This window comes from Paenarthrobacter sp. NPDC091669 (assembly GCF_044756725.1).
Lineage (GTDB): Bacteria > Actinomycetota > Actinomycetes > Actinomycetales > Micrococcaceae > Arthrobacter > Arthrobacter bambusae_C.
Genome location: NZ_JBIVTK010000007.1, coordinates 278,716 through 299,558, shown reverse-complemented (window position 1 = coordinate 299,558; position 20,843 = coordinate 278,716). Strand labels below are relative to the sequence as shown.

Annotated in this window: 26 protein-coding genes and 1 pseudogene; 10 read left to right on the top strand and 17 right to left on the bottom strand. The window is 61.6% G+C overall.

Translation table 11 applies throughout. The features are described from left to right. Positions 1-62: 62 nt before the first annotated feature. The 3 genes from ACIQLI_RS14135 to ACIQLI_RS14125 form a co-directional block, all read right to left on the bottom strand. On the bottom strand, positions 63-545 hold the full coding sequence (locus tag ACIQLI_RS14135; protein ID WP_400389463.1) for a hypothetical protein: 483 nt from the start codon (positions 543-545) through the stop codon (positions 63-65). Between the two features lie 264 nt (positions 546-809). Continuing rightward, on the bottom strand, positions 810-1,175 hold the full coding sequence (locus ACIQLI_RS14130; protein WP_400389461.1) for a RidA family protein: 366 nt from the start codon (positions 1,173-1,175) through the stop codon (positions 810-812). Between the two features lie 164 nt (positions 1,176-1,339). Further along, the gene (locus ACIQLI_RS14125) at positions 1,340-1,804 is read right to left on the bottom strand and encodes a VOC family protein (RefSeq protein WP_400389459.1); all 465 of its coding nucleotides are present in this window, start codon (positions 1,802-1,804) and stop codon (positions 1,340-1,342) included. On the opposite strand from ACIQLI_RS14125, the gene ACIQLI_RS14120 reads away from it, so the two are divergent. Beyond that, positions 1,803-1,976, top strand: coding sequence for a hypothetical protein (locus ACIQLI_RS14120; RefSeq protein WP_400389558.1), 174 nt, complete (start codon positions 1,803-1,805; stop codon positions 1,974-1,976). The two genes, ACIQLI_RS14125 and ACIQLI_RS14120, sit on opposite strands and share 2 nt — an antisense overlap. 12 nt (positions 1,977-1,988) lie before the next feature. Here the strand turns inward: ACIQLI_RS14120 and ACIQLI_RS14115 are convergent. Beyond that, positions 1,989-2,180, bottom strand: a pseudogene (locus tag ACIQLI_RS14115) (MerR family transcriptional regulator); the annotation flags it as partial. A 207-nt stretch (positions 2,181-2,387) separates the two neighbouring features. On the opposite strand from ACIQLI_RS14115, the gene ACIQLI_RS14110 reads away from it, so the two are divergent. Then, positions 2,388-2,930: a GNAT family N-acetyltransferase gene (locus ACIQLI_RS14110; RefSeq protein WP_400389457.1), complete on the top strand. Its 543-nt coding sequence runs from the start codon at positions 2,388-2,390 to the stop codon at positions 2,928-2,930. Positions 2,931-3,340: 410 nt separating this feature from the next. Here the strand turns inward: ACIQLI_RS14110 and ACIQLI_RS14105 are convergent, their stop codons facing one another. The 5 genes from ACIQLI_RS14105 to ACIQLI_RS14085 form a co-directional block, all read right to left on the bottom strand. Continuing rightward, on the bottom strand, positions 3,341-4,129 hold the full coding sequence (locus tag ACIQLI_RS14105; protein ID WP_400389454.1) for a hypothetical protein: 789 nt from the start codon (positions 4,127-4,129) through the stop codon (positions 3,341-3,343). Between the two features lie 552 nt (positions 4,130-4,681). After that, on the bottom strand, positions 4,682-4,906 hold the full coding sequence (locus ACIQLI_RS14100) for a hypothetical protein (RefSeq protein ID WP_400389451.1): 225 nt from the start codon (positions 4,904-4,906) through the stop codon (positions 4,682-4,684). Between the two features lie 277 nt (positions 4,907-5,183). Further along, positions 5,184-5,621, bottom strand: coding sequence for a hypothetical protein (locus ACIQLI_RS14095; protein WP_400389448.1), 438 nt, complete (start codon positions 5,619-5,621; stop codon positions 5,184-5,186). Positions 5,622-5,760: 139 nt separating this feature from the next. After that, positions 5,761-6,360 carry an NUDIX hydrolase gene (locus ACIQLI_RS14090; RefSeq protein ID WP_400389445.1) on the bottom strand — a complete coding sequence of 200 codons (600 nt, stop codon included), beginning with the start codon at positions 6,358-6,360 and terminating at the stop codon, positions 5,761-5,763. 257 nt (positions 6,361-6,617) lie between these two features. Beyond that, a complete protein-coding gene (locus ACIQLI_RS14085) occupies positions 6,618-7,199 on the bottom strand; it encodes a TetR/AcrR family transcriptional regulator (protein WP_354231635.1) in 582 nt (193 codons plus the stop codon). A gap of 92 nt (positions 7,200-7,291) precedes the next feature. On the opposite strand from ACIQLI_RS14085, the gene ACIQLI_RS14080 reads away from it, so the two are divergent. From ACIQLI_RS14080 to ACIQLI_RS14070, 3 genes are all read left to right on the top strand, one after another. Further along, positions 7,292-8,227, top strand: a complete 936-nt coding sequence (locus ACIQLI_RS14080; RefSeq protein WP_400389442.1) for a proline dehydrogenase family protein — start codon at positions 7,292-7,294, stop codon at positions 8,225-8,227. 516 nt (positions 8,228-8,743) lie between these two features. Further along, positions 8,744-9,070 (top strand): hypothetical protein, encoded by a 327-nt coding sequence (locus tag ACIQLI_RS14075; protein WP_400389439.1) that lies wholly within the window; start codon positions 8,744-8,746, stop codon positions 9,068-9,070. Positions 9,071-9,108: 38 nt separating this feature from the next. Continuing rightward, complete coding sequence (locus ACIQLI_RS14070) at positions 9,109-9,660, top strand: dihydrofolate reductase family protein (RefSeq protein ID WP_400389436.1); 552 nt, start codon at positions 9,109-9,111, stop codon at positions 9,658-9,660. A 48-nt stretch (positions 9,661-9,708) separates the two neighbouring features. Here ACIQLI_RS14070 and ACIQLI_RS14065 read toward each other — a convergent pair whose 3' ends face one another. Further along, the gene (locus tag ACIQLI_RS14065) at positions 9,709-10,662 is read right to left on the bottom strand and encodes a DUF5937 family protein (RefSeq protein WP_400389433.1); all 954 of its coding nucleotides are present in this window, start codon (positions 10,660-10,662) and stop codon (positions 9,709-9,711) included. Positions 10,663-10,718: 56 nt separating this feature from the next. On the opposite strand from ACIQLI_RS14065, the gene ACIQLI_RS14060 reads away from it, so the two are divergent. Then, entirely contained in the window at positions 10,719-11,978 is a 1,260-nt protein-coding gene (locus ACIQLI_RS14060; protein WP_400389430.1) for an MFS transporter, read from the top strand. A 75-nt stretch (positions 11,979-12,053) separates the two neighbouring features. Here ACIQLI_RS14060 and ACIQLI_RS14055 read toward each other — a convergent pair whose 3' ends face one another. From ACIQLI_RS14055 to ACIQLI_RS14045, 3 genes are all read right to left on the bottom strand, one after another. Then, positions 12,054-12,353, bottom strand: coding sequence for a hypothetical protein (locus tag ACIQLI_RS14055; RefSeq protein ID WP_354231623.1), 300 nt, complete (start codon positions 12,351-12,353; stop codon positions 12,054-12,056). 122 nt (positions 12,354-12,475) lie between these two features. After that, complete coding sequence (locus ACIQLI_RS14050; protein ID WP_400389427.1) at positions 12,476-12,919, bottom strand: hypothetical protein; 444 nt, start codon at positions 12,917-12,919, stop codon at positions 12,476-12,478. A gap of 48 nt (positions 12,920-12,967) precedes the next feature. After that, complete coding sequence (locus ACIQLI_RS14045; protein ID WP_400389424.1) at positions 12,968-13,411, bottom strand: YdeI/OmpD-associated family protein; 444 nt, start codon at positions 13,409-13,411, stop codon at positions 12,968-12,970. A 93-nt stretch (positions 13,412-13,504) separates the two neighbouring features. On the opposite strand from ACIQLI_RS14045, the gene ACIQLI_RS14040 reads away from it, so the two are divergent. Continuing rightward, positions 13,505-13,735, top strand: coding sequence for a DUF2630 family protein (locus ACIQLI_RS14040; protein ID WP_400389421.1), 231 nt, complete (start codon positions 13,505-13,507; stop codon positions 13,733-13,735). Here ACIQLI_RS14040 and ACIQLI_RS14035 read toward each other — a convergent pair whose 3' ends face one another. Together ACIQLI_RS14035 and ACIQLI_RS14030 are read right to left on the bottom strand one after the other, a co-directional pair. Continuing rightward, a complete protein-coding gene (locus tag ACIQLI_RS14035) occupies positions 13,736-14,878 on the bottom strand; it encodes a glycerate kinase (protein ID WP_400389418.1) in 1,143 nt (380 codons plus the stop codon). A 59-nt stretch (positions 14,879-14,937) separates the two neighbouring features. Further along, entirely contained in the window at positions 14,938-15,900 is a 963-nt protein-coding gene (locus tag ACIQLI_RS14030) for a D-2-hydroxyacid dehydrogenase family protein (protein ID WP_354231613.1), read from the bottom strand. Positions 15,901-15,974: 74 nt separating this feature from the next. Between ACIQLI_RS14030 and ACIQLI_RS14025 the strand changes: the two genes are divergently transcribed. Beyond that, on the top strand, positions 15,975-17,792 hold the full coding sequence (locus tag ACIQLI_RS14025; protein WP_400389553.1) for a glycoside hydrolase family 2 protein: 1,818 nt from the start codon (positions 15,975-15,977) through the stop codon (positions 17,790-17,792). Positions 17,793-17,801: 9 nt separating this feature from the next. On the opposite strand, the gene ACIQLI_RS14020 is transcribed toward ACIQLI_RS14025, so the two are convergent. Then, the gene (locus ACIQLI_RS14020) at positions 17,802-18,599 is read right to left on the bottom strand and encodes a glycerophosphodiester phosphodiesterase (protein ID WP_400389415.1); all 798 of its coding nucleotides are present in this window, start codon (positions 18,597-18,599) and stop codon (positions 17,802-17,804) included. A gap of 13 nt (positions 18,600-18,612) precedes the next feature. After that, positions 18,613-18,885 carry a hypothetical protein gene (locus ACIQLI_RS14015; protein ID WP_400389412.1) on the bottom strand — a complete coding sequence of 91 codons (273 nt, stop codon included), beginning with the start codon at positions 18,883-18,885 and terminating at the stop codon, positions 18,613-18,615. Positions 18,886-18,988: 103 nt separating this feature from the next. On the opposite strand from ACIQLI_RS14015, the gene ACIQLI_RS14010 reads away from it, so the two are divergent. Then, a complete protein-coding gene (locus ACIQLI_RS14010) occupies positions 18,989-19,903 on the top strand; it encodes an SDR family oxidoreductase (RefSeq protein WP_400389409.1) in 915 nt (304 codons plus the stop codon). Then, complete coding sequence (locus ACIQLI_RS14005; RefSeq protein WP_400389406.1) at positions 19,900-20,820, top strand: methyltransferase family protein; 921 nt, start codon at positions 19,900-19,902, stop codon at positions 20,818-20,820. The genes ACIQLI_RS14010 and ACIQLI_RS14005 overlap by 4 nt, the downstream gene beginning before the upstream one ends. Positions 20,821-20,843: the final 23 nt, after the last annotated feature.

Below are 20,843 nucleotides of genomic sequence, written 5' to 3'. Positions count from 1 at the left end.
TCCGATCGCTTATCCAACTTCCTTGGAACTGGGATGGCCCGAGATGTGGGCGGAGCTGCGGATTATGGCGTCACTGTTTGCTTCTTCCACCGCGGAGGGATCCACATGTGCGTTGCGAAGAATGAGAGCATGAACCAGCCGGGCAGAGAGTAGGCCCACGCGGGTTGGTACAGAGTGATGGGAATGGAAAGCTCTGGATCCAAAACGGTTACATCGTGCCCGGTGGCATGGCCGTAGGCGGTCAGTCCGAGACTGAGGACTACACCGACCATGGCGATCTCGCCATGACGTATCCACCAACGCCGGATCCTAGGGATGCGGCGCACGGGCAGCCCAGCCAAGGACGTGAGCATCATTGTCAGCGCGGGGACGAAACCCAAAGCAAGCAGGAACCCCACGGGTGAACCTCCGCCGCCGGAAAGCAGCATGACCAAAACGGGGGTAAGTACGGCGTAACCGATAGCAGCCCGCCGGCTCCCCACCATCCAGCCGACTTTGGCCTCGTTCGGCTTTCTGAAAGTAAGCCGGTCCGATCCCGCCGACATACCAGGCACAGTTGTCCGTTCTCGGAAGAGTCCCATCACCATAGAGAAGCACACTGGTTGCTTCGTCAGTGCATGAGCCAATCGAAAATGTTCCAACGACCTGCGCGTCCCACTTCCTTGGAAGGGGGACATCCGGCTGGGACAACCCGGTGCGGATGACGGACGGGCGGGGCCGCCGTCGGTAGCTGCTGAGGGCCTAACTCAGTGGGCTGGGCTGCCCGAGCTCGCGGGGGGGAACGAATCTAGATTGCTCAGGAACAGCCACTATTGATTCAATCTGCCTTTGGCGCCCAGCGGCAGTGACGCCACCTGAACGGTAGTGCGGGCCGGATACGGTTCATACAGGCGCTCCGCGAATACGTCATTGATGGCTGCGAAGTCCCGGTAGTCAGTCAGGTAAACAGTGGTACGCAGCAAGTCCCTCAAGGTCAGGCCCTGTTCGTGAAGCAGGATCTGCAAATTGCTCAGCATTGCATCGCACTGCTGGGAGACATCGTCGGAAACCAGCTCCCCTGTACTGGGGCGTTGGCCAATGATGCCGGCGGTGTACCCGATGTTTCCGTGTTCAACGTAATGGGAAAATGGCGCTGCAGACTGGTAGAGCTGGCGGCTGAAGTAGTGACGGGACATAGGTTCCTTCCGGCGACCTCGCTTTAGATTTGAGGACGTAGATGTTCGTCAGGTGGTCGCGGCAGCGACTGCGACTTCTCGTGGTGGGTTTCGATGTGATCGGCGATAAGTCTCGGCTTTCCACGGCGCCATTTTGGCGCCTGTGCAGCCCTCAAGGGGATCCTTTAGCGGCCTCGATGGGCGTCGGTGGTGAAGCCCTTCCTCCTGGTGCGTTCTTGCAAAGTTTCGAGTTCTTGGAAGAAGGTCAATTGCCAGCCGTCAGGACCTTGGACTCTTCCGTTGATGGTCTCGAATGGGGTTCTGATTGGTGGCGCGAGCACCGTCAGCCCAGCCTCTTCAGCGCAGGTCATCGCAGCTTCGGTGTTGTCCACCTCTAGGGCGATGCGAAGCGTGGGACCTTCGGCAGATGGTGCATTTTCGATCGCGTCGATGTTGCGAACGTGTGTGTGCGTGGCAAGTTCAATTGTCGCCGTCCCAATGTTCAGTATTGACACTCGATCCTCACCCTCAGTTGCGAAAGCGGGCTGTTCTTCAAGACCCAGGACATCACGGTAGAAACGCAGGGCGCTATCGAAGTCGTCTGTTTCGATGATCAAACGCAATTGCTTGGGCTGTTGTGGAGGAGTCATGTCCATCATTTTGGAGGGTGACATGGGTGTCAGGTACAAGCCCGTACTGATCGCCAAGCCGTTTCAGTTTCCTAAGTTCAGCTGCGATGGATTCCTTCTCGCTCTCGAGCCGCGCCTGTGCAGCAGTCAAGGCCGCCTGGAGCATTTCGCGATTTTCTACGGGATTGCTTAGAGCAGGAAGCAATGTTCGTATTACGGAGCTGCAAAAGCCAGCTTCAAGCAGGTCCTGGATTTGACGTACTAGAAGTTCATCCTGGGGCGAGTAGAAACGATGACCTGCCGACGTGCGCTGCGGCTGAAGCAGGTCCTGCTGCTCGTAGTAGCGTAACGACCTGACGCTAACGCCAGTGTTAGTGGATAGTTCTCCAATCCTCATGCCCCCATCTTCGTTGATTCGTGCTGCCCTTGGGCGAATCGGACTGTTGATACATCGAAGGAACTCCCTGGACTGGGTGTTGCTTCGATCAACAGAATCCGGGGTGCCCTAAACGCTACACGCCTAGCCGTCTCATTTCTTTGGAAGTGGGACGGTGGCAGTTTCGGTATCTCCCCCGCTGCCCGGGGCTCCGCGTAGAGTCTGAGAATGAGTCCTCTGGAGCAGCCTGTACTCGTTGCGCCCCCTTACAGGCTCCGCCCATTTACGGCAGCTGATGTTCCTGTGGTCCAGGAAGCCTCGAGCGATCCACTAATTCCTGCCATCACGACGGTTCCCGCCAGCGGTTCGCGCCAGGCAGCTCTGGCCTTCATCGAAAGACAGCACCAACGCTTAGTTATTGGCACCGGGTACTCCTTCGCTATTGCTGATTCCTCCTCTGATCAGGCGGTGGGCCAAATCGGACTGTGGCTAAAGAACCTCAGCCAAGGCCGAGCGAGCATTGGCTACTGGGTGGCACCAGCCCATCGAGGGAAGGGAGCTGCCTCCTCTGCTTTAGGTGCCCTCGCCGCCTGGGGTCTTGCGCAACCCGGGATTCATCGATTGGAACTCTACGTCGAGCCTTGGAATGAGGGCTCCTGGCGCGCAGCCGAGCGCAGCGGGTTCGTACGGGAAGGGACATTGAGGAGCTGGCTAGAGATTGGCGGCCAGCGCAAGGACATGTACATGTACTCGCGCCTTCCTGCTCGCTAGGAATCATGCTACGCAGACCTCGCTGCTCTGCCGCGGTTTCGGTGTTCCACTTCCTTGGAAATGGGACCTCATTGGCAGGCACACTCCCCCACCTCGGATTTGATTGTCAACCAAGAATTCTCTGCTACCGTTCGATGCCGCGCGGGTGCCCGTAAGGGGATCCCCTTACGTGGCTGAGTCGTGCACCAAATAGCGCTGCGAAAGACCGCTATTTACGGCCGAAACACACATCTCTAAAGGATCTGCTGGACGACACCGTGCCCGATGTGCCTTCCATACCAAAGCTCAAAGGATTGCCCCTCACTGGCGCATATGCGTGCTTCATCTGCCCAGAAGTCGACTCTTGCTCCCAGGATTTCTTCCCCTGGGCAGCGGAGACCGCGGGCGGGATCGCCTATCGGATCAGCTGGTCACTTGAAGGACCTGAACACGATCGAGTCGAAAACGGCGCGCGCCTCTCTCATCAGCTCCGGATTGATCGATTCGTCGATATAGCCCACCGCAACGACAGCCCGCCGGCCCTCCACGTCGACCACCCGGTAGGTCTCGTGTTCATTCTGAGTCGAGTACCAGTGTGTGCAGTGGTACATCATTTCTGAGTGGATGCAGAACTTGCCGCTGTCGCAGGCCGGGATGTCCACGTCGCCCTCGACGGAGTGGTCGAACTCGAAGCCGGGGTAATCGCCCACCATGATCTTGACAGGAGGAGTGCTTGCCGTTGTTGACTGCGCCGCCATCGCCCTAGTGAAGGCCCAGTCCGCAGGACCGACATCGGCAAGGGCACCCCTCCAGTTGCATGGGTCCATCGACACATAGAACGCGGACCCAAGGGTCAGGTGGACGGCCCATTCAGCCGGGTGATCCGGGTCATCCTTGCCCAGGCTATTGCCGTCGAGAGCAGACCAGCCGCCTGGAACGGTGATCTCGAAAGGCTCCTTGTAGCCGTCGACGGGGACTAGATATGTGCCGGCGTCGATATCGCCACTCTTCGGCAGCGGCGGGACCGTGCGAGGGTCGCGACTCTCAGGCAGCGGTGGGACCGTGCGAGCCTCCGTCATCGGAGAACTGGCAGACGGCAGGGATGCGTCGTCGGACTCATACTCGCACCCGCCGAGACTTCCAATCAGTGCGATAGTCAGCAAGGGCAAGAGATGGCGTGACCGCTGAGCGGCCTTTTCGATGGGTGTCATGGAACTCATTGATCCACCAGGCCACTACAAGCTACTGTGAGGCCCCGCAGCCGGGTGGCCTCGCAGGCGGTCCGAGATGGGATGCCGTCGCCCCAGTCTCCTCCGGTAGAGAACCCGTGACAATGAGAGTTGGATGGAAATGAGTTTCGACTCATGCAACCCCCGCAATGACAGGAGCGCCCAGAAGCAGCGGCGAGGAAACGCCAAAATTGCGGCAGCTTTCACCGCCCGAGTCTAACCAGCCAATGAGACCTGGCGGTAGCTCACGTCTCGTAACCCTTGGGATGCAACTATGCCTCGCAACTAGGTGTTTCGAGATCGGTGATCATCGTTAGTTACAAGACAGGCACGTCACCCGATATTGGCGGTGCGGTCGGATGTTCCACTTCCTTGGAATTGGGATCCTCAGTGGCGGGACACACTCCCCCATCGTGGATTTGATTGTTGGCTGGCGGCTTTCTTGCTGTCCTTCGATGCCGCGCAGGTGCCCGTAAGGGGATACCCAGCCGGGCACCTGCCCGACAGGGTATTGCACCGCCCGCCATGCCCGGTGTGAATCTTTCAACGACGTGAGTATAGGACCCTCCCCGTCGAGGCATCCCGGACCTGGATGACGCGGTCCGTGAAGAAGAAATCGATCGGTAGACCAGCCACGAACGGGCTCGCATTAGTTGTCATATGCGCGTATTCATCGCCGAGGTCGTATCCCCAGGCAATGTTGAAAACTGTGAAAGTAGGCCCGTCCCGTACATCCACCAGGGTTGCGATGCCGTCACGAGCATTCAAGAGATCGACTAAATCCGCATCTCGAGGCTCAGGCTGTGACACTTCCATGAAAACAGACTATCGGCACCAGTTCCCCGTCTTTTCAGTGGTGCCGTGACTCCAGGCCGAGCTGTCCAAGCTCCTTGCTCAAACAGAAACATATTCAGGTGGCCAACCACGTCCGAATGAGGATCCCTATCCGGGCGCCATACCGTTCCATACCGGCTGTCTTGTACGGCTTTTGTTCGAAGCGCAGAGGTTGCGCAAGTAAGTCAATCGAAGTTGTGGAGGTACCTGTCTACGTCCGCCCAGATTTCAGCTTCGGTCCTTGGAGGGATGTAGTTGCTGGTGAGCTCGTCCCAAAGCTGCCATAGGGCATACGCTTCCTCGGCGTCTCGGTCGGCATAGTCGACTGCTCGAAGGTATTGAACGGCGTCTCGGAGGACTTGCCCCCTGGTTCGCTGCCAGCTTTCCATGTGGCTAATTCGTATGTCCAGATCAGTGGCCACCGGTTTTCGAGTGGAATGGCCTGGATCTCTAGGTCCTTCAGGGTTGCCGTCCATAGGTCGCGGATGTCGTTTGGATCCTCGTTGTCGGCGCCGGCAAGCATGCGAAGGTTCGCCGAATCCATGCCATCTGCCAGCCACTGGGCAGCAATGTCAGGGAATTCACTGACGTCCAACAGCCCGGAGGTCAACAGGGCCATGGCCTGGGTAGGGGTCGGCTGAAGCTCCATTTGACCAGCCTTGCATACGTACCGGATGATTCGAGCGCATCACGCGATAGGGTCGCCCGGTTGAGGATCCTCCACCGGACAACCGTGTGGTCCGGCTCCTCTAGAGCCGAAGCTGACCAGAACTTGGCTAGGGCAGTCGCTAATGGGTCACTAGGAGTTTGCGGATGCAGTTTCGTAGATCTGTGAGAGGTTTGGTCTCGGGATTACTGCGGGCGAGAGCTGCCAGGCCGCGGCAGGCAAGGCCAGCGTCGGTGAGTTCACCGCTGACCAGAAAATCCATGAGTTCCGAGATGGGAAGAAATCGGACCTCGCCGGATTCAGACTCGTCCCAGGCCGCGTCAAATCTTTCCGATGCGTTGGCCGCAATGACAAGATGCTTGCGTCGGGACGAGTTCGCGGCCCACCACTCCGAGCCAGCGTAGAAAGTTGATTCTGAGTGGTAGCCGGTTTCTTCTCGTAGCTCTCGAAGGGCTGCATCCGAGGGTTGCTCGTCAGCATTGAGGTATCCGCCGGGGAGTTCCAGTAATGCCTTCTCGGGCCCCACGCGGAACTGTTCAAATAGGACGACGTGACTTGCTGCAGGCGTGAAGGCAAGGGTTGCCGCAGAGTCACGGCCGGCAATGACATCCCAGTCGGTCACCACTCCATTTGGTTCTTCGTAGCTTTCACGGTTGATCGTCACGAAGCCCTTGTAGGCGGTGGTCGTTCGGACCTTTTTCCAAGTGTCGGTGACAGGCACAGTTCTCCTTCTCTGCGGGGCGATCAATCCAATTACCACCCCACGATAAGCGGTCTCAACGCGTCGCTGCCTTTCCGGGACAGCGCCCGTTAGCCGGTCCCCCGACGGCCACATCTAAACGTATATCGCCGACCCCGCGGTTTCAGGGACACGGCGTTCCCGTAAGACCCGCCCGCAAAACTGCCCGGTGAAGGTGCCCTAAACGCTACACACAGTTAGCTGTCCCACTTCCTTGGGATTGGGACACCTAGGAGACCCTATGTAGTGCGTTCCAAGAGTCGGTCGATGGACCTTTCCTGTTGTTCCGCGGAATAGCTTTGGGTGTCGAGCAGCGACACTGCGTTGAGTCCCTCACTCAACGCCGAGACGTCCACTGCAAAAGATGTGACGTCCTCGTGAGTCCAGTCCGGTCGTGCTGCCGCGGCCAGCCGTTCAATGCGGCGCAGCAGCATTCGGTTACCTTGACGGTGATGTTCCGCGATGTCTTCATCAGCAACGGCTGCAGCGAGGAAACTGACCCAGACCCGCGCTTCGTCGGTTGCCCCGCGACGATATACCGGCAGCGCACGAACGACATCCTGGAGCGCACTGAGCGGGTCCGATGCTTTGGCCTCCACCTCTTCGAGACGGGCAACAGCGCGTTCGGTCAACGTCCTGCGCGCGTGCACCAGGAGGTCACGCTTCGTAGGGAATGTATGGAACACAAGTCCGGTGGTGCATCCGGCTTCCTTCGCTACGGCGCTGGCCGTCAGCCCCGTCAGTCCGGCGCGAGTGAGCACAGCCCATGTGGCCTCTGTCAGGGCGCGTTTTTGTTTCTCTACGTCACGTGTTCTCGGCATGCCACTTCCCATTCGATAAGCAATAAGATATCGTAGCGCACAATACGGTAGTGGTGACTACGGAATAAATGCGAAAATGGAGAGTTGTGAGCATGACTGATCGTGAGGCGGCAGCGGATGTGCTGCGAGCTTGGGCGCTGGATGAAATCCTCAAAGAAAAGGTGATGTCCTCCCCCTCGTTGGCACCCGTGGCAAGGAGGATCGCCCGGCAGTATTCGGCAGGTGACACGGTCGATGATGCTTTGACGGCAGCCCAGCGCACCATGGCGCGCGGGCACCTGGTGAGCATTGAATACGCAGGAGAAAGCGTCCGCGATGCTGAGCTGGCGCGTAAGGAAGCGAATGTCTTTTTGGAGCTGATCACCGCACTCCGGGCGGCAAGGATTGCCAGCACCGTTTCCTTCGACCTCTCTCACGTTGGACTCCTCGTAGACCCCGGACTCGCAGCAGAGAACGTCCGCGCGATGGCCAAAGCCCTAGCGCCGCTGGGTACTTCGCTCATGATCTCCGCGGAAGGTTCAGACCGCACGGACCTGGTCCTGGACACCTACGACAAGCTGAGCGCTGAGGGACTACCCGTGGGGATCACCGTCCAGGCACGCCTACACCGCAGCGCAGCCGACCTGGAACGGGTGCTGGAACGCCCGGGCGTAATCCGTTTGGTCAAGGGAGCGTTCCTCGAACCGGCCGACACGGCCTTCCCTCGCGGCAGCGGCGAACTTCGGGAGACATACCTCCGTCTAGCGGGACGCATCCTGGAGACCGGACACCCGCTGTCCATCGCCACGCACGACGCAACACTGATCGAGGACCTCATCTCAGAACACCCGGATCTAGTCAGCCGGCCTGAAGTGGAATTCGAAATGCTGCTCGGGCTGGGCACCTCCACCTTGGACCGATTGCACAAGGACGGCTATACCACCCGTGAATACTCGATCTTCGGGGACCAATGGTGGTTATACGTCTTGAACCGCATTGCAGAAGCACCCGAACGGGTCTTCACCGCACTCGTAGCCGCCGCCAAATAGACTGAGCATCCCCCCGGGTCGCCCCGCCCGGGCCCGATAAGTGAGACCGCCGCGAAGCCCCTGTTCAAGCGTGAAGAAGGGTGCCCCACTTCCTTAGTACTGGAACACTCTCGTTGGGACGGTCCCATTGGGCCGATTTAGGCCGCGACGGCACCCCGACACCGCGCCGTGCCGCAAAACGGACTAAAGGGCATACATCCCGGGGCATCTTGCAAACGGCTTTAGGCCATTCATCAAGGCACTTTTGAGCACTGGTGGAATGCCGAATCAGCCTCGACGTAACATTTCAGTCCCGTATGTTGTCCCAAGACATCCCCTGCAACCAGCTGTTACAAAGACAACTTCCGGGACAGTTGGGTTTGTGACTCGGGAGCCCATATCCATGCGTGGGTACACAGCGGCCTGCCTGACGCCGACGATCTTCAGCCGCAACTGAAATGCCGGCCACCGCCGTCGTAATGTTGCGCAGGTCACACATGGCACATACGCTGGGGGCGCTGCAGCGTGGCAGCAAGGATGAAAGGCAGTGCATTGGCCAGCGACAAGCTCTCCGTTGTTGTTCGCGTCGACGTAGACGGCGAACAGATCCAGATCGAAGCGACCGGTCGCGTGACCGCTCTGAGCCTTCAGGGTCTCTACCCAGTGGTCCAACGCACCAAGGGCCTTGGCGGCGGTCTCGGAGTGGAGATGGACCTGTCCCAAGCGACCATTGATGAGGATGCACTGAAACAGCTGCAGGTCTACGCCGAACTCCACGAAGTGCCCGTGCGCCTCAACCCGGACCACAACAATGTGACCGCCCTTCCGTCCCGCAGCCCCCAAACCACCAGCCGCGCCGCCTAGCAGCGTCGCTCCAAACCACCGCCTACCAGGAGAAACAATTGCGCAAAGTCACCGCCGGCCTGTTCCACTCCGTTGATGGCGTGGTTCAGGACCCATTCAAGTTCCAATTCGACAGCTTCGACGACGAACTCGGCAAAGGACTGACCAAGATGATCACCACGGTGGACACCGTGGTCCTGGGGCGGGTCAGTTACCAGGAGTGGGCCGGATATTGGCCCAACGCTTCGCAGGATGATGATTTTGCCGCCTTCATCAATCCCGTGGAGAAGTTCGTCGCGTCGCGCACCCTTACAGAACCGTTGGAGTGGGAAAACTCGCACCTGATCGAAGGCGACGTGCAGCAGTTTGTCACCGACCTGAAGAGCCGCGACGGAGGCGAAATTGCCGTCTGCGGCAGCATTTCACTGGTTCGCCAACTCTTTTTCGCGGGCATCCTGGACGAACTGACCCTCATGACGCATCCCGTGGTGGCCGGCAGCGGGCGGCGGCTCTTTGAGGACGGCGACCCGTTGCACCGGCTCGTGTTGGAGGACCAGTACGCCACCAGCAGGGGCAACGTGGTCAGCACGTACAGCCTCCGCAAAGACTAAAACGTACGACGACGACACTCACCTGTCGCCGTCAGCCCGCCTGTGAAGTCACCCCAGCAGCAACGCCGCGCCCAGTTCGCTCCGGAAGTAGAGCACACTGCGGCCGTAGCGGGTTGACGTCACGAGTCCTGCGTCCCGGAGTGCCCTGAGGTGCTGGTTCACGGCCGACGTCGTGACGCCAAAGCGCAGGCCCAACTCTGTGGACGAGGCCGGGGCTGCCAAGGCGGTGAGCAGGCTGGTCCGGACCTCACCCAACACGGCCACAATCGCGGCCGGGTTGGTGATCCGTTCCGTTTCCCACATGGCGCCCTGGCCCCTGGCCGGGTACATCAGCATCGGCGGATCGCCGTGGTTCACGGGAGCAGAAGCCCTGCGGGTGAACATGGTGGGAACAAGCGTCAGCCCCAGACCGTCCGTCTTCTCGGTCCGCGACGCCGGATTCTTCAGCCGCACGGAGATGACGCGGCCATCGAATTCCACAGCACCGGACAAATCGTTCAGCATCGTGAACAGGCCGCCCTGCGCAATCTGCCGGCCTCGATAGACAATGTCCGCTTCCAGGATGGTTCGCATGCGCAGCCAGTGCGGCTCGAAGCAGGTTTCCCAGAAGTCCCGGAGGATACGAACCATGCGCCGGATCGCCGGCCCAACCGGACCGGAAAAAACATTCGGGACAGCGCCGTGCACCCTGACCAGGTCTCCGTGAAACCGCTCGGCCGAAAGCTGCTCCAATGCTGCGAACTCGTCATCGATCCTGGTGAGTGGCGACTGGGGCCGGGGGTTCAGGAAGTCCGGTGTCCACAGCCGGTCATCCACCAAGGACAGCAATCCATCGAGGTCCAAGCGTGAGCGGGCTTCTTCTGTTCGCCGCAACCAAGGCAGCTGGAGTGGATACTGGCTGGGATCGCGAACAGCCCTGAGGGAGAGTCCCAGTTCGCAGAGGGGCGAGATGCCAAAGCGCACGCCGCCCAGATCTGCCTCTGACAACTCGTACTTCAACATGAAGCACTACGCTACATCAATACCGCCCGCCGCCAGTGGGTGACAGAACTAGGGGTGTGACTAAATCCCTGGCCAATACCGCCCCCGCTCCGCAGCACACCCTCCGCGTCGCGCTCTCTGATCCCGCCCTCAAGATCCTCGCCTCCGCCATCCTGGTGTCCACAGTGGGCCGCGGAATCTTCCTCACCCTGACGGTCCTGTACTTCAGCCGCTTCGTCGGGCTGAGCGCCCTCGAAATCGCCGTGATACTCACGGTTTCGAGCGGGGTCGGCGTCGCCACCTCCTATATCGGCGGCCGACTCGCCGACCGCTTTTCCGCACGTCGACTCCTTGTGGGCATGGTCGCCGTCCAGGGGCTCGCGATCGCAAGCTACACGTTCGCCGGGAACTTCAGCACCGCCGTCGTGATCGCCTGCATAGCAGTAGGCGTGGACCGGGGCGCGAATGCCACGCGATCCGCCATCATTGCCCGGGCCTTCGACGGTCCGAACCGCGTGAATGCGCGCGCAGTCCTCCGCACCATCACCAACCTGGGCATCGCCGTGGGAGGCATGATCGCCGGGCTCGCGTTGCTGGCCGGTACCGCGGGCGCGTTCAGGGGGATGATGATCGGCGCCGGCGTGGCCTACATCCTGAGCGCGATGGCCCTCCGCCGCCTCCCCGCCAGGGTAGACGCACCCCGCCACGATCCCGTCAAACCTGCCCCGACGCGGGGTATCTCCCCCTTCAAGGACCGCCGCTACGTACTGCTGACCGTGCTGTCCGGCATCTTCGGCATGCAGTTCGGGCTCGCCGAGATGGGCGTCCCGTTGTGGATTTCGCAGGACACCAGTGCCCCGGATGTCTTGATATCGGCAATCCTTGTCATCAACACTCTGTGTGTCGTTCTGCTGCAAGTGCCGCTCTCCCGCGGCACCGAGCACCCCCGGCGCGCAGGGAAGATAGTGCTGATTGGTGGTGTGCTCATGGCGATGGCTTGCGCGCTCTACGCCGCGGCGGGCGGGGTGCCGGTCATCGCCGCCATCACGCTCCTCTGCGGCGCAGCACTTCTTCACTCGTTCGCGGAAATCCTCTCGCAAGCGGGAGCCTGGGGACTCAGCTTCGAACTCGCCAACCCCCTCCAAGCAGGCGCTTACCAAGGGATGTTCGGCATGGGATCTGCCCTGGGGGCCATGCTCGCACCGCTCGTGGTGACCGCCACCGTCGTCGAACATGGCACGCTGGGTTGGGCCATCCTGGGTGCCATTTTCCTTGCCTCGGCCGTGGGAATCGCGCTGATAGCGCGGAAGGCGTCGACGACGGCGGCACTCACCTGAGGGGGTGGCCTGAGAACAGCCGCCTCCCGCCGAATTTGGCCTGTGGGAGGCAGCTGTCGCTTATCGGGCGGAAAGTCAGTGACTTCCGGTAACTTCCTGCCAGGGAAGCCGGTGTCCGTTGCAGAGAAGGCTGGGCGATTCGCCCTGCTCAGCCAATTCGGCCTTGAGCCCCTGCCTCACGGCCTGACCGTAGGACTGAACCCGGCCACCTTCTGGGTATGCCGCATCAGGGTGGTCATTCAGGCCCGAGTACGAGCAGATGGAGTTGGAATTCTCCGGGCCCTTTTCCACTTGCCCTGCGGCGAAAGCCGGCGTCGCCGACAACGCCGTCAGCGCACCTACACAGAGGGCAGCGGAGAGAATTTTGATTCGCATTGTTTTACCTCGCTTTGTTGTGACGTGGCGCGCGCTCCCCAGCCAGCCCGACGCAGGTGGGAATAAGATAGCGCAAGTCCATGCCGAGGGTAAGGGCCCTTCGGTAGCGTCCTCGAACCGGGCTACTGACGGCTACCCAGCTCCAGCAGATTCACGTCGACGTTTCCCGTGCCAGGCTTCGGAGATCCCCGTTCTTTGCGCAATTGTGTAGCCCGATATTCGTCCTTGGACAAGCCGAATCCATACCAGGCCAAGAAGCCCGCTATGCCCATGGGCCACAGGGCACCCCAAGAGGGCCCGCCTCCTTGGAACACAGGCATGATGAACAGCACCACCGTGGCAACGAATCCCACCACCCCGAAAGCAGCCAATATTGCCATGCCCCACCACGTACTGACCTGCGCCTGCCCCCGCCCCGGCGTAAACCCGATCTCCTCTTTGGGATAGCTGTGCAACTCGCCTGTACTGGTCCGTCGAAGGACACGCTTTTCGCCCCGTGCGACAGCTTCCTTATGTTCCGCATACGCAGCGTCGTCGCGCCGCTCACGTTCCCGGTCGTAGACCACAGTCAGTCCCCCTCCAAGGTCGAAAAAGCCAGCCTACGGTCAACCGACCTACTTCTTTCCCGCCTTCAAATCCGAGACCACCTTCGCGATCCGCCGCGCACGGGTTTCCTCGGTCTTGGCATCGCCGATCGGCTCAACATAGCGTCGCTGGCTGCTGTAGTTCAGGGTCCCGTAGAAGGCCTTTGCCTCAGGCTCGGCATCCAGCGCCGCGGCCAAGTCCTCGGGCACCTCGACAACCCTCGGTTTGGTGTCCACTTCAAGGCCCACCTCAACCGTATCTCCAGCCGACGCGCCCGTCAGTTCACGGTTCGCCGAGCTGACCCCCACCATGAACTTCCCGCCCATCACCGCGATGCTGCTGCGGTAGCTCTGCCCGTTGATGGTCACCACCACCGGGGGCCGTTTGCCGGCGCCAAGCCCGTCAACGATCTCGTCGGGAACTTCGATGCCGGCCTTGTTGCCATCGCCAACGATGGTGGTTGTGAATTTCATGTCCCAAGTATGCCGTGGGCCATTGGTAGACGCACCGCACCTACAGGACTAGTTTCTAGGTAACCGCGCGAACCACATCGAGGAGTCTTAGACATGGACAACCAGGACCTGCTGGAACGCATCCAGTCGCTGGTCGAAGAGGAGCACCGCTTGCGTGACTCCGAAGGATCGGAAAACGACACCGCCCGCTTGGCCCAACTGGAGGCCCAGTTGGACCAATGTTGGGACCTGCTGCGCCAACGCCGCGCCAAGAAGGACGCAGGCGCGAACCCCGACGACGCCGAACCGCGGCCCGTCAGCGAAGTCGAAGGCTACCGGCAGTAATCAGGCTCCCTCGAGCACCTGGCTGGTAGCCCACGCGAGGTATTTGGCTGCATTGGCCACGGCGTCGGCGACGTCGGGAACGCCATCTTTGCGCTGCGCTACGTCCAGCAACTGGGCTGCGGCCACAATGCCGTGCTTCGCCAGGTCCTCGGGCGTGACCGTAATGCGCCCCGCGACGGCGATGACGGGAATTCCGTGCACGCTCGCGGCATCAGCCAGGGCGATCGGCGCCTTGCCTGTGAGCGACTGCTCATCCATGGAACCCTCGCCGGTGATCACCAGATCGGCCTCGCCCAAATGCTGCGCGAGGCCTGTGAGACCGGCGACCAGCGCGAAGCCGCCTTCCAGCGCAGCATCGGTGAAAGCCAGGAACGACGCCGGGAACCCGCCAGCCGCTCCAGCTCCCGGAACGTTCACGTCGCGGCCCGTAGCTTCCCGAAGGAGCGACGCCCAGTTGCGGAGGCCGGCGTCGAGCCTTTCAACGGCGTCCTCATCGGCACCCTTCTGCGGACCGAAAACGTGAGCGGCACCTTCCGGCCCGTACAGCGGGTTTTGGACGTCGACGGCGATGCGGAACTTCACGGTGGACAGCCGCGGATCCAGCTCGGAGACATCGACGGCGACGACGTCGGCCAGGGAACCTCCACCGAGCGGCACTACATTCCCGGCCGTATCGAGCGGCTTGAGCCCCAAGGCACGCAGGGCGCCGCTGCCGGCGTCGGACATTGCCGAACCACCCAGGCCGAGCACGATCTCGGTGGCACCGGCGTCGAGGGCAGCGGCGATCAACTGGCCGCAGCCGTAGCTGTGGGCTCGCAGCGAATTCTCCGGCGTCGGCTCCATGTGGGCCAGGCCGGAAGCCATCGCGGTTTCGATAACAACACTGGCCCCGCCGAAAGCGTCTTTCCGGATCGCCCAAGAGGCTCCCACGGGCTTGAGGATGGGGCCGACTACGGCGTTGTTTCGCTCTTCGTAGCCGGCGGCGATGGCGGCATCCAGTGTGCCTTCGCCGCCATCGGCCACAGGGAACTGGGTGGTCACGGCATCCGGGTAAACACGGAGGGCGCCTTCGGCCATGGCTGACGCGGCTTCTGCGGCGGTCAGTGATCCCTTGAACTTGTCCGGGGCGATGAGGATACGCATGGGTCCATCTTGCCAGCTCCACTCGGAAAGCGCTTGCCCGAGCGTAACCTAGCGGTGAGTTACGCGTTGATCACCCGAACAGGAGTCCCGCTGAGCCACCCCTTGACGTCCTCGAAAGCCCCGCCATAGAACTGCCGGTAGCTCTCGTGGGTCACGTAGCCGATATGCGGTGAGAGCACTGTCCGCGAAGAGTGGAGCAGTGCGTGCCCGGACGGAAGGGGTTCCTCGTCGAACACGTCCAATGCGGCGCCGCGGATCCACCCCTCCTCCAGTGCCTGGATCAGTGCAGCCTCATCCACCAAGGGCCCCCGCGCGGTGTTGACCAGCACACCTTCCGGACCGAGAAGGCGCAGTTCCCTGGAACCGACAATCCCTTCTGTCCGCTCTGACAGCCGAAGGTGCAGCGTCACGACGTCGGACTCACGGAACAGCTCCTCTTTGCTGACCTTCCGGGCACCGGCAGCCTCTGCGGCGTCGGCCGTCAGATTTTGGCTCCACGCCAGGACGTCCATACCAAACGCTTTGGCGTAGCCAGCCATTCGCTTGCCGATCTTGCCCAGGCCAACGATTCCCAGCGTCTTGCCTTCAAGTTCAAACCCGACGCCGGTCTGCCAGTCGCCCGCGCGCAAGGAGTTCTCCTCCACGGTCAGATTCCGGGCAAAGGCCATGAGCAAAGCCCACGTCAGCTCGGGCGCCGCGGCAGGTGAGCCACCCGTTCCGCACACCACAATGCCCCGCTCTGCCGCTGCTCCCAGATCAATGGCTGCGTTCGCCATGCCAGTGGTCACCAACAGCTTCAGGTTGGGCAGGGATTCAAGGACATCCTGGGGAAAACGGGTGCGTTCGCGCATCGCCACAATGATGTCGAACGGCGCCAAGGCGGCCACGGCCTGCTCTTCCGACACAAAAGGTGCGCTGAAAACGCTCACTTTAACGCCGTCGTCGAGCAGTGAGTCCCACGGGGCGTAATCGCCGGAGACCTGCTGGTAATCGTCAAGGATGGCTAAACGGAATCGGGTCACGTTCCTTATCCTCGCGTGGTGGCCGGTGGTACTCAACCCCATCTCGCGTTAGGTTTTTGAGTGTGAGCCAAAATGTGACCTCCGCCATGCCCAAGCCCGAGCACCCCCGCCCACAACTGGTCCGCCGGAAGTGGATGAACCTCAACGGACCCTGGGGTTTTGAGATCGACGCCGGTGACTCCGGTTTGGAACGCGGACTCACCACCCGCGAACTCAACAGCCGGATCGTGGTGCCGTTCGCACCGGAATCTGCACTATCCGGGATTGAACACGTGGACTTCATGGAAGCCGTGTGGTACCGGCGAACCGTGACCATTCCCAGTGGGTGGGCTGGCCAGACCGTCCTGCTTCATTTTGGCGCCGTGGATCACGATGCCACCGTGTGGGTGAACGGTGTGGAAGTTGCCCGGCACCGGGGCGGTTTCACACCCTTCACGGCAAATCTCGGGGGTGTCGCGGAGCCCGGCACGGATGCAGTGATTGTGGTGCGGGCCAGGGATTCGCGGCACGAAATGCAGGCCCGCGGAAAGCAGGCCACTTGGTACAACAACACCCACTGCCAGTACACGCGAACCACTGGCATTTGGCAGACAGTGTGGATGGAAGCTGTCCCCGAAGTGCACATCAAACGGCTCCGGATGACCCCCAACCTGGCCGACTCCAGCATCACACTTGAGGTGCCTGTCAGCCAGAACCGGAGCGGGCACACCATCACCGCGGTCCTCAGCGACAAGGGTGACATGCGGGTTGAAGCTACGGTCAAAGCCGATCTGGACCTTACTCCCTCCCTTAGGCTGGAAATCCCCAGCGAGTCCCTGCACCCATGGTCCATTGAAGATCCCTTCTTGTATGACCTTGAGGTCAGCGTGATGGACTCCGCCGGCAATACCGTTGACCACATCAGCAGCTACGCGGCCGTCCGCTCAGTTGCCCTGGACGGAAAGGTGGTCCGCCTCAACGGCAAGCCCGTTTTCCAGCGGCTGGTCCTGGACCAGGGCTATTGGCCGGACTCCCTCATGACGTCGCCGGACGAGGCAGCGCTGATCATGGACATCGAACTGTCCATGGCCGCAGGCTTCAATGGCGCCCGCCTGCACCAAAAGGTCTTCGAGGAGCGTTTCCTCTACCATGCCGACCGGCTCGGGTACCTGGTGTGGGGCGAGTTCGGCGATTGGGGCGTCTCGGGCGGCGGCACCATAGGACACAACCAGCAGCCCACCGCGAGTTTCGTCGCCCAGTGGCTGGAAGTTTTGAAGAGGGACTACAACCACCCGTCCATCATCGGCTGGTGCCCGCTCAACGAGACGCACCAGGTTCTCCACGATCGGCTGACAGTTTTGGACGACGTCACAGAGGCCATGTTCCAAGCCACCAAACTGGCTGATCCAACACGTCCGGTCATCGACGCCTCCGGCTACGCGCACCGGATCCGCGATACGGACATCTACGATTCCCACTCCTACGAGCAGGACCCGGACCGCTTCCGCATAGAGCAGCAGGGTCTGGCAGAGGGGAAGCCATACATCAACCGCAAGGGCGACGGCGAGGAATACTCGGTGCCGTATGCCGGCCAGCCCTACTTCGTTTCCGAGTTCGGTGGAATCTGGTGGAACGAGGTGGAGGCCCGCCAAGCTGTGGACGGAAGCGACGTCGCCTCGTCATGGGGCTATGGCCAGCGCGTCAGGAGCGAGGAAGAGTTCTACGCCCGGTTCGACGGACTCTGCTCGGTCCTGCTGGAGAACCCGGACATGTTCGGGTACTGCTACACCCAACTGACGGACGTCTTCCAGGAGAAAAACGGCATCTTCACCTTCGACCGCAGCAACAAGTTTGACCTGGCAAGGATCCGCGCAAGCCAAATCCGGCCTGCAGCGATCGAAACCCAGGAGTAGGCGACGGTTTTAGACCCACTCGCCCCTGCGCACCAGAACTTCCTTGAGGAGGTCGAGCCGGTCGGACACGATCCCGTCCACGCCAAGGTCCAGCAGCCGCTCCATCTCGACGGGATCGTTGATGGTCCACACATGCACCTGCCTGCCAAGCCGATGCGCGCGGCGGATGAATCCCGGCGTCACCACCGGCAAGCGCCCATAGCGGACAGGAACCTGGAAGACGTCGACGCCGGAGAGCAGCTTGCGTGCCAAAGGAGCCGGCAGCACGGGGCCAAGAAGAACGAAGAGCGCGGTCAGGGAGCTGCCTGCCGAGGACGCCGCCCGGCGGGAGAGCTTGGAAAGGACTGCGCGGCGCCGCCTGTCAGAGAAGCTGGTGACCAGGACGCGGTCATGGATGCGGTGCTTCTCAATGGCAGCAGCCATCGGACCCACGGAGTTCCAGTCCTTGACGTCCAGGTTCAGCCGGGCGCAGGGCAACGACGAGACGAGTTCATCAAAGGTTGGCACCGGTTCCACGCCCCCGATCCTCGCCAGAGCTACTTCCGCCGCCGTCAGCTCGGACACTTTGCCCACGGAATCCGTCACGCGATCCAAGGAAGAGTCGTGGAAAACCAGCAGTACGCCGTCGGACGTCGTGTGGACGTCCGTCTCGAGGTGCACCGTACCCAGATCCACCGCGGCCCTGAAGGCTGCCATGGAATTCTCCAGGCCGTCCAAGGAGAATCCCCGGTGGGCGAGGGCAAGAGGGCCTGCTGAACCATCCTTGCGGAGGAAATAGGGCAGCGTCACACCCGTAGCGTAGCCCATCGCCAAGGTGCGGCTAGGACTCCTGCGGGAGTGCCGCCGCCGTCCTTTGCGGAACGATCGCCACGCCGTCGCTGACGTGCACCAGCGTCCGGCCGCGACCGCCGTCGAGCTCCACCCACACCGCGGTGGCATCGCCGGTGACGGCGTCCACAATCCCGGACGATTCGTAACCCGGCGTCAAGGTGACGCTGACCCGATCGCCCTGGCGCAGCGACCGCCAGTGATGGTCCGGTTCGATCCGCCGCAAAGGCGCAGTGTTGACGTTGTTGATCCGACGCTTGGCCATAATTCCCCCTACACATTCAACGAGACGATTTCACCGTGCGAATTTCACCGTGCGAACGGGTCCTTGGCTGGAAGCCTACGGAGCCAAGTTGAACGCCGGTTGTATGGAAGCTGGGAACTGGGTGACACCGCGGGACTGGCAAACTGGGGGCATGACTGTGTTGATTGCCGGATGCGGCGACCTTGGGACCGAAGCCGGACTCCGCTTCGCCGCTGCGGGCCATGACGTGGTGGGCTTGCGCCGGTCCCCCGGGAAGTTGCCTGCCGAAATCCGCGGCGTGTACGCGGACCTCTCCACTGAGCTGCCTGACCTGCCGCCGGACGTGGACATTGTGGTGGTGGCCATCGCTGCCGACGCGTCCACCGAGGAGGCTTATCGCGCGGCCTACCTGGATGGTGTCAGGAACGTCCTTGACGCGTTGGAACGGCAGTCCCTTCAACCGCGGCGCGTTCTGTTCGTCTCTTCCACGGCCGTGTACAAAGATTCCGGCGGGGCTGTGGTGGACGAGTCCACCCCGACGGAGCCCACGCGGTTCAGCGGCAAAGTCCTGGTGGAGGCAGAAAAACTGCTGTTCGCCCGGACACACGGGACCACCACTCAGCCCGTTTCGCTGCGGCTCGGCGGCATTTACGGGCCGGGTCGCACCCGGTTGATCGATCAAGTCCGCAGCGGCAAGGCCGTCATTCCTGCCCAACCGCGGCACACCAACCGTGTCCACAGGGACGACGCCGCCGCGATGATCGTCCACCTCACCACCATGGAAGCCGCTCCCGATTCCGTCTACGTTGGCGTCGATGACGTCGCTGCGGAGATGGGCGACGTCCTGCGGTTCCTCGCCGCAGAACTTGGGTGCCCGGAACCCACGACGGCGGCACCCGGGGACGCGTCCGGCGCCGGCCCCGGCGACAAGCGCTGCAGCAACGCACGGCTCCGGGCCACAGGTTTTGAATTCACCTTCCCCACGTACAAAGAGGGCTACCGCGCACTGCTGGCCGGCGAGGGCGTACGGCACCCGTGAGCTCGGAGGGCCCTGCCCCTTCGCGGGCACACGGGTGGGGCCGGATCTACTTCGCTGTCCAAGCTGTGGCTGGGCTCGCGTGGTGGGTTGGAGTTTTCCTGTCACCGGCCATACGCGCAGCCACTCTTGGCCGCCTGGATCCCGTCTCTGTAGCCGCCTTCGACATTCCCTTGTTCGTCATCGCCTCGGGTGTCGCGGCCTTCGGCGTCAGGGCAGCAGCAGTGGTGGCCACTGGTTGGACTGGAATCGTTGCAGTTGCCTTGGCTGTCTACGCAACCATCACTACCGAGGCGGGGTGGGGCGTCCTGATCATGTTCGCCGCCGTCGCATGCTCAGTGGTTGCGCTGTTCTTTGTGGCGCAGGGACGGGTGCCCACGGAGTTGATCGTGCGGGGACCGTTCGCGTTCCGTCCGGCATCCACGCTGCGCGGCAATGCAACCAACGTGGGGTCAACCATGGGTCAGTTGATTCTCTTCTGGGGTTTCTTCCTGGTGGTGCTGCCGTCCGTCATGTGGTGGTTAGAGCAGCGGTGGGGCGTCTCCCTGCTGTTCCCCTCGGCGGCCGCACCCGTCGGCTTCGTGGTGCTGTTATTGGCCAGTTCCCTAGGTATCGCTTCCGCGGTGACTATGTCCTCAACCGGAGGTGGCACTCCTCTGCCTTCTTCCATGCCCAACCGCCTGGTCATCGCCGGTCCATATAGGTGGGTTCGGAATCCCATGGCCGTGGCAGGAATTTCCCAAGGCGCTGCTGTGGGCCTTTTGCTGGGTTCGTGGCTGGTGATCGCCTACGCCGTCATCGGCTCGCTCCTGTGGAATTACGCTGTTCGACCACATGAAGAAGCTGATCTGGAACGCCGGTTTGGAGCCGAGTTCCAGCAATACCGTGGCTCAGTGCGCTGCTGGATTCCGCACTGGTGAAAGGACCTCCCTCGAAGCAACGG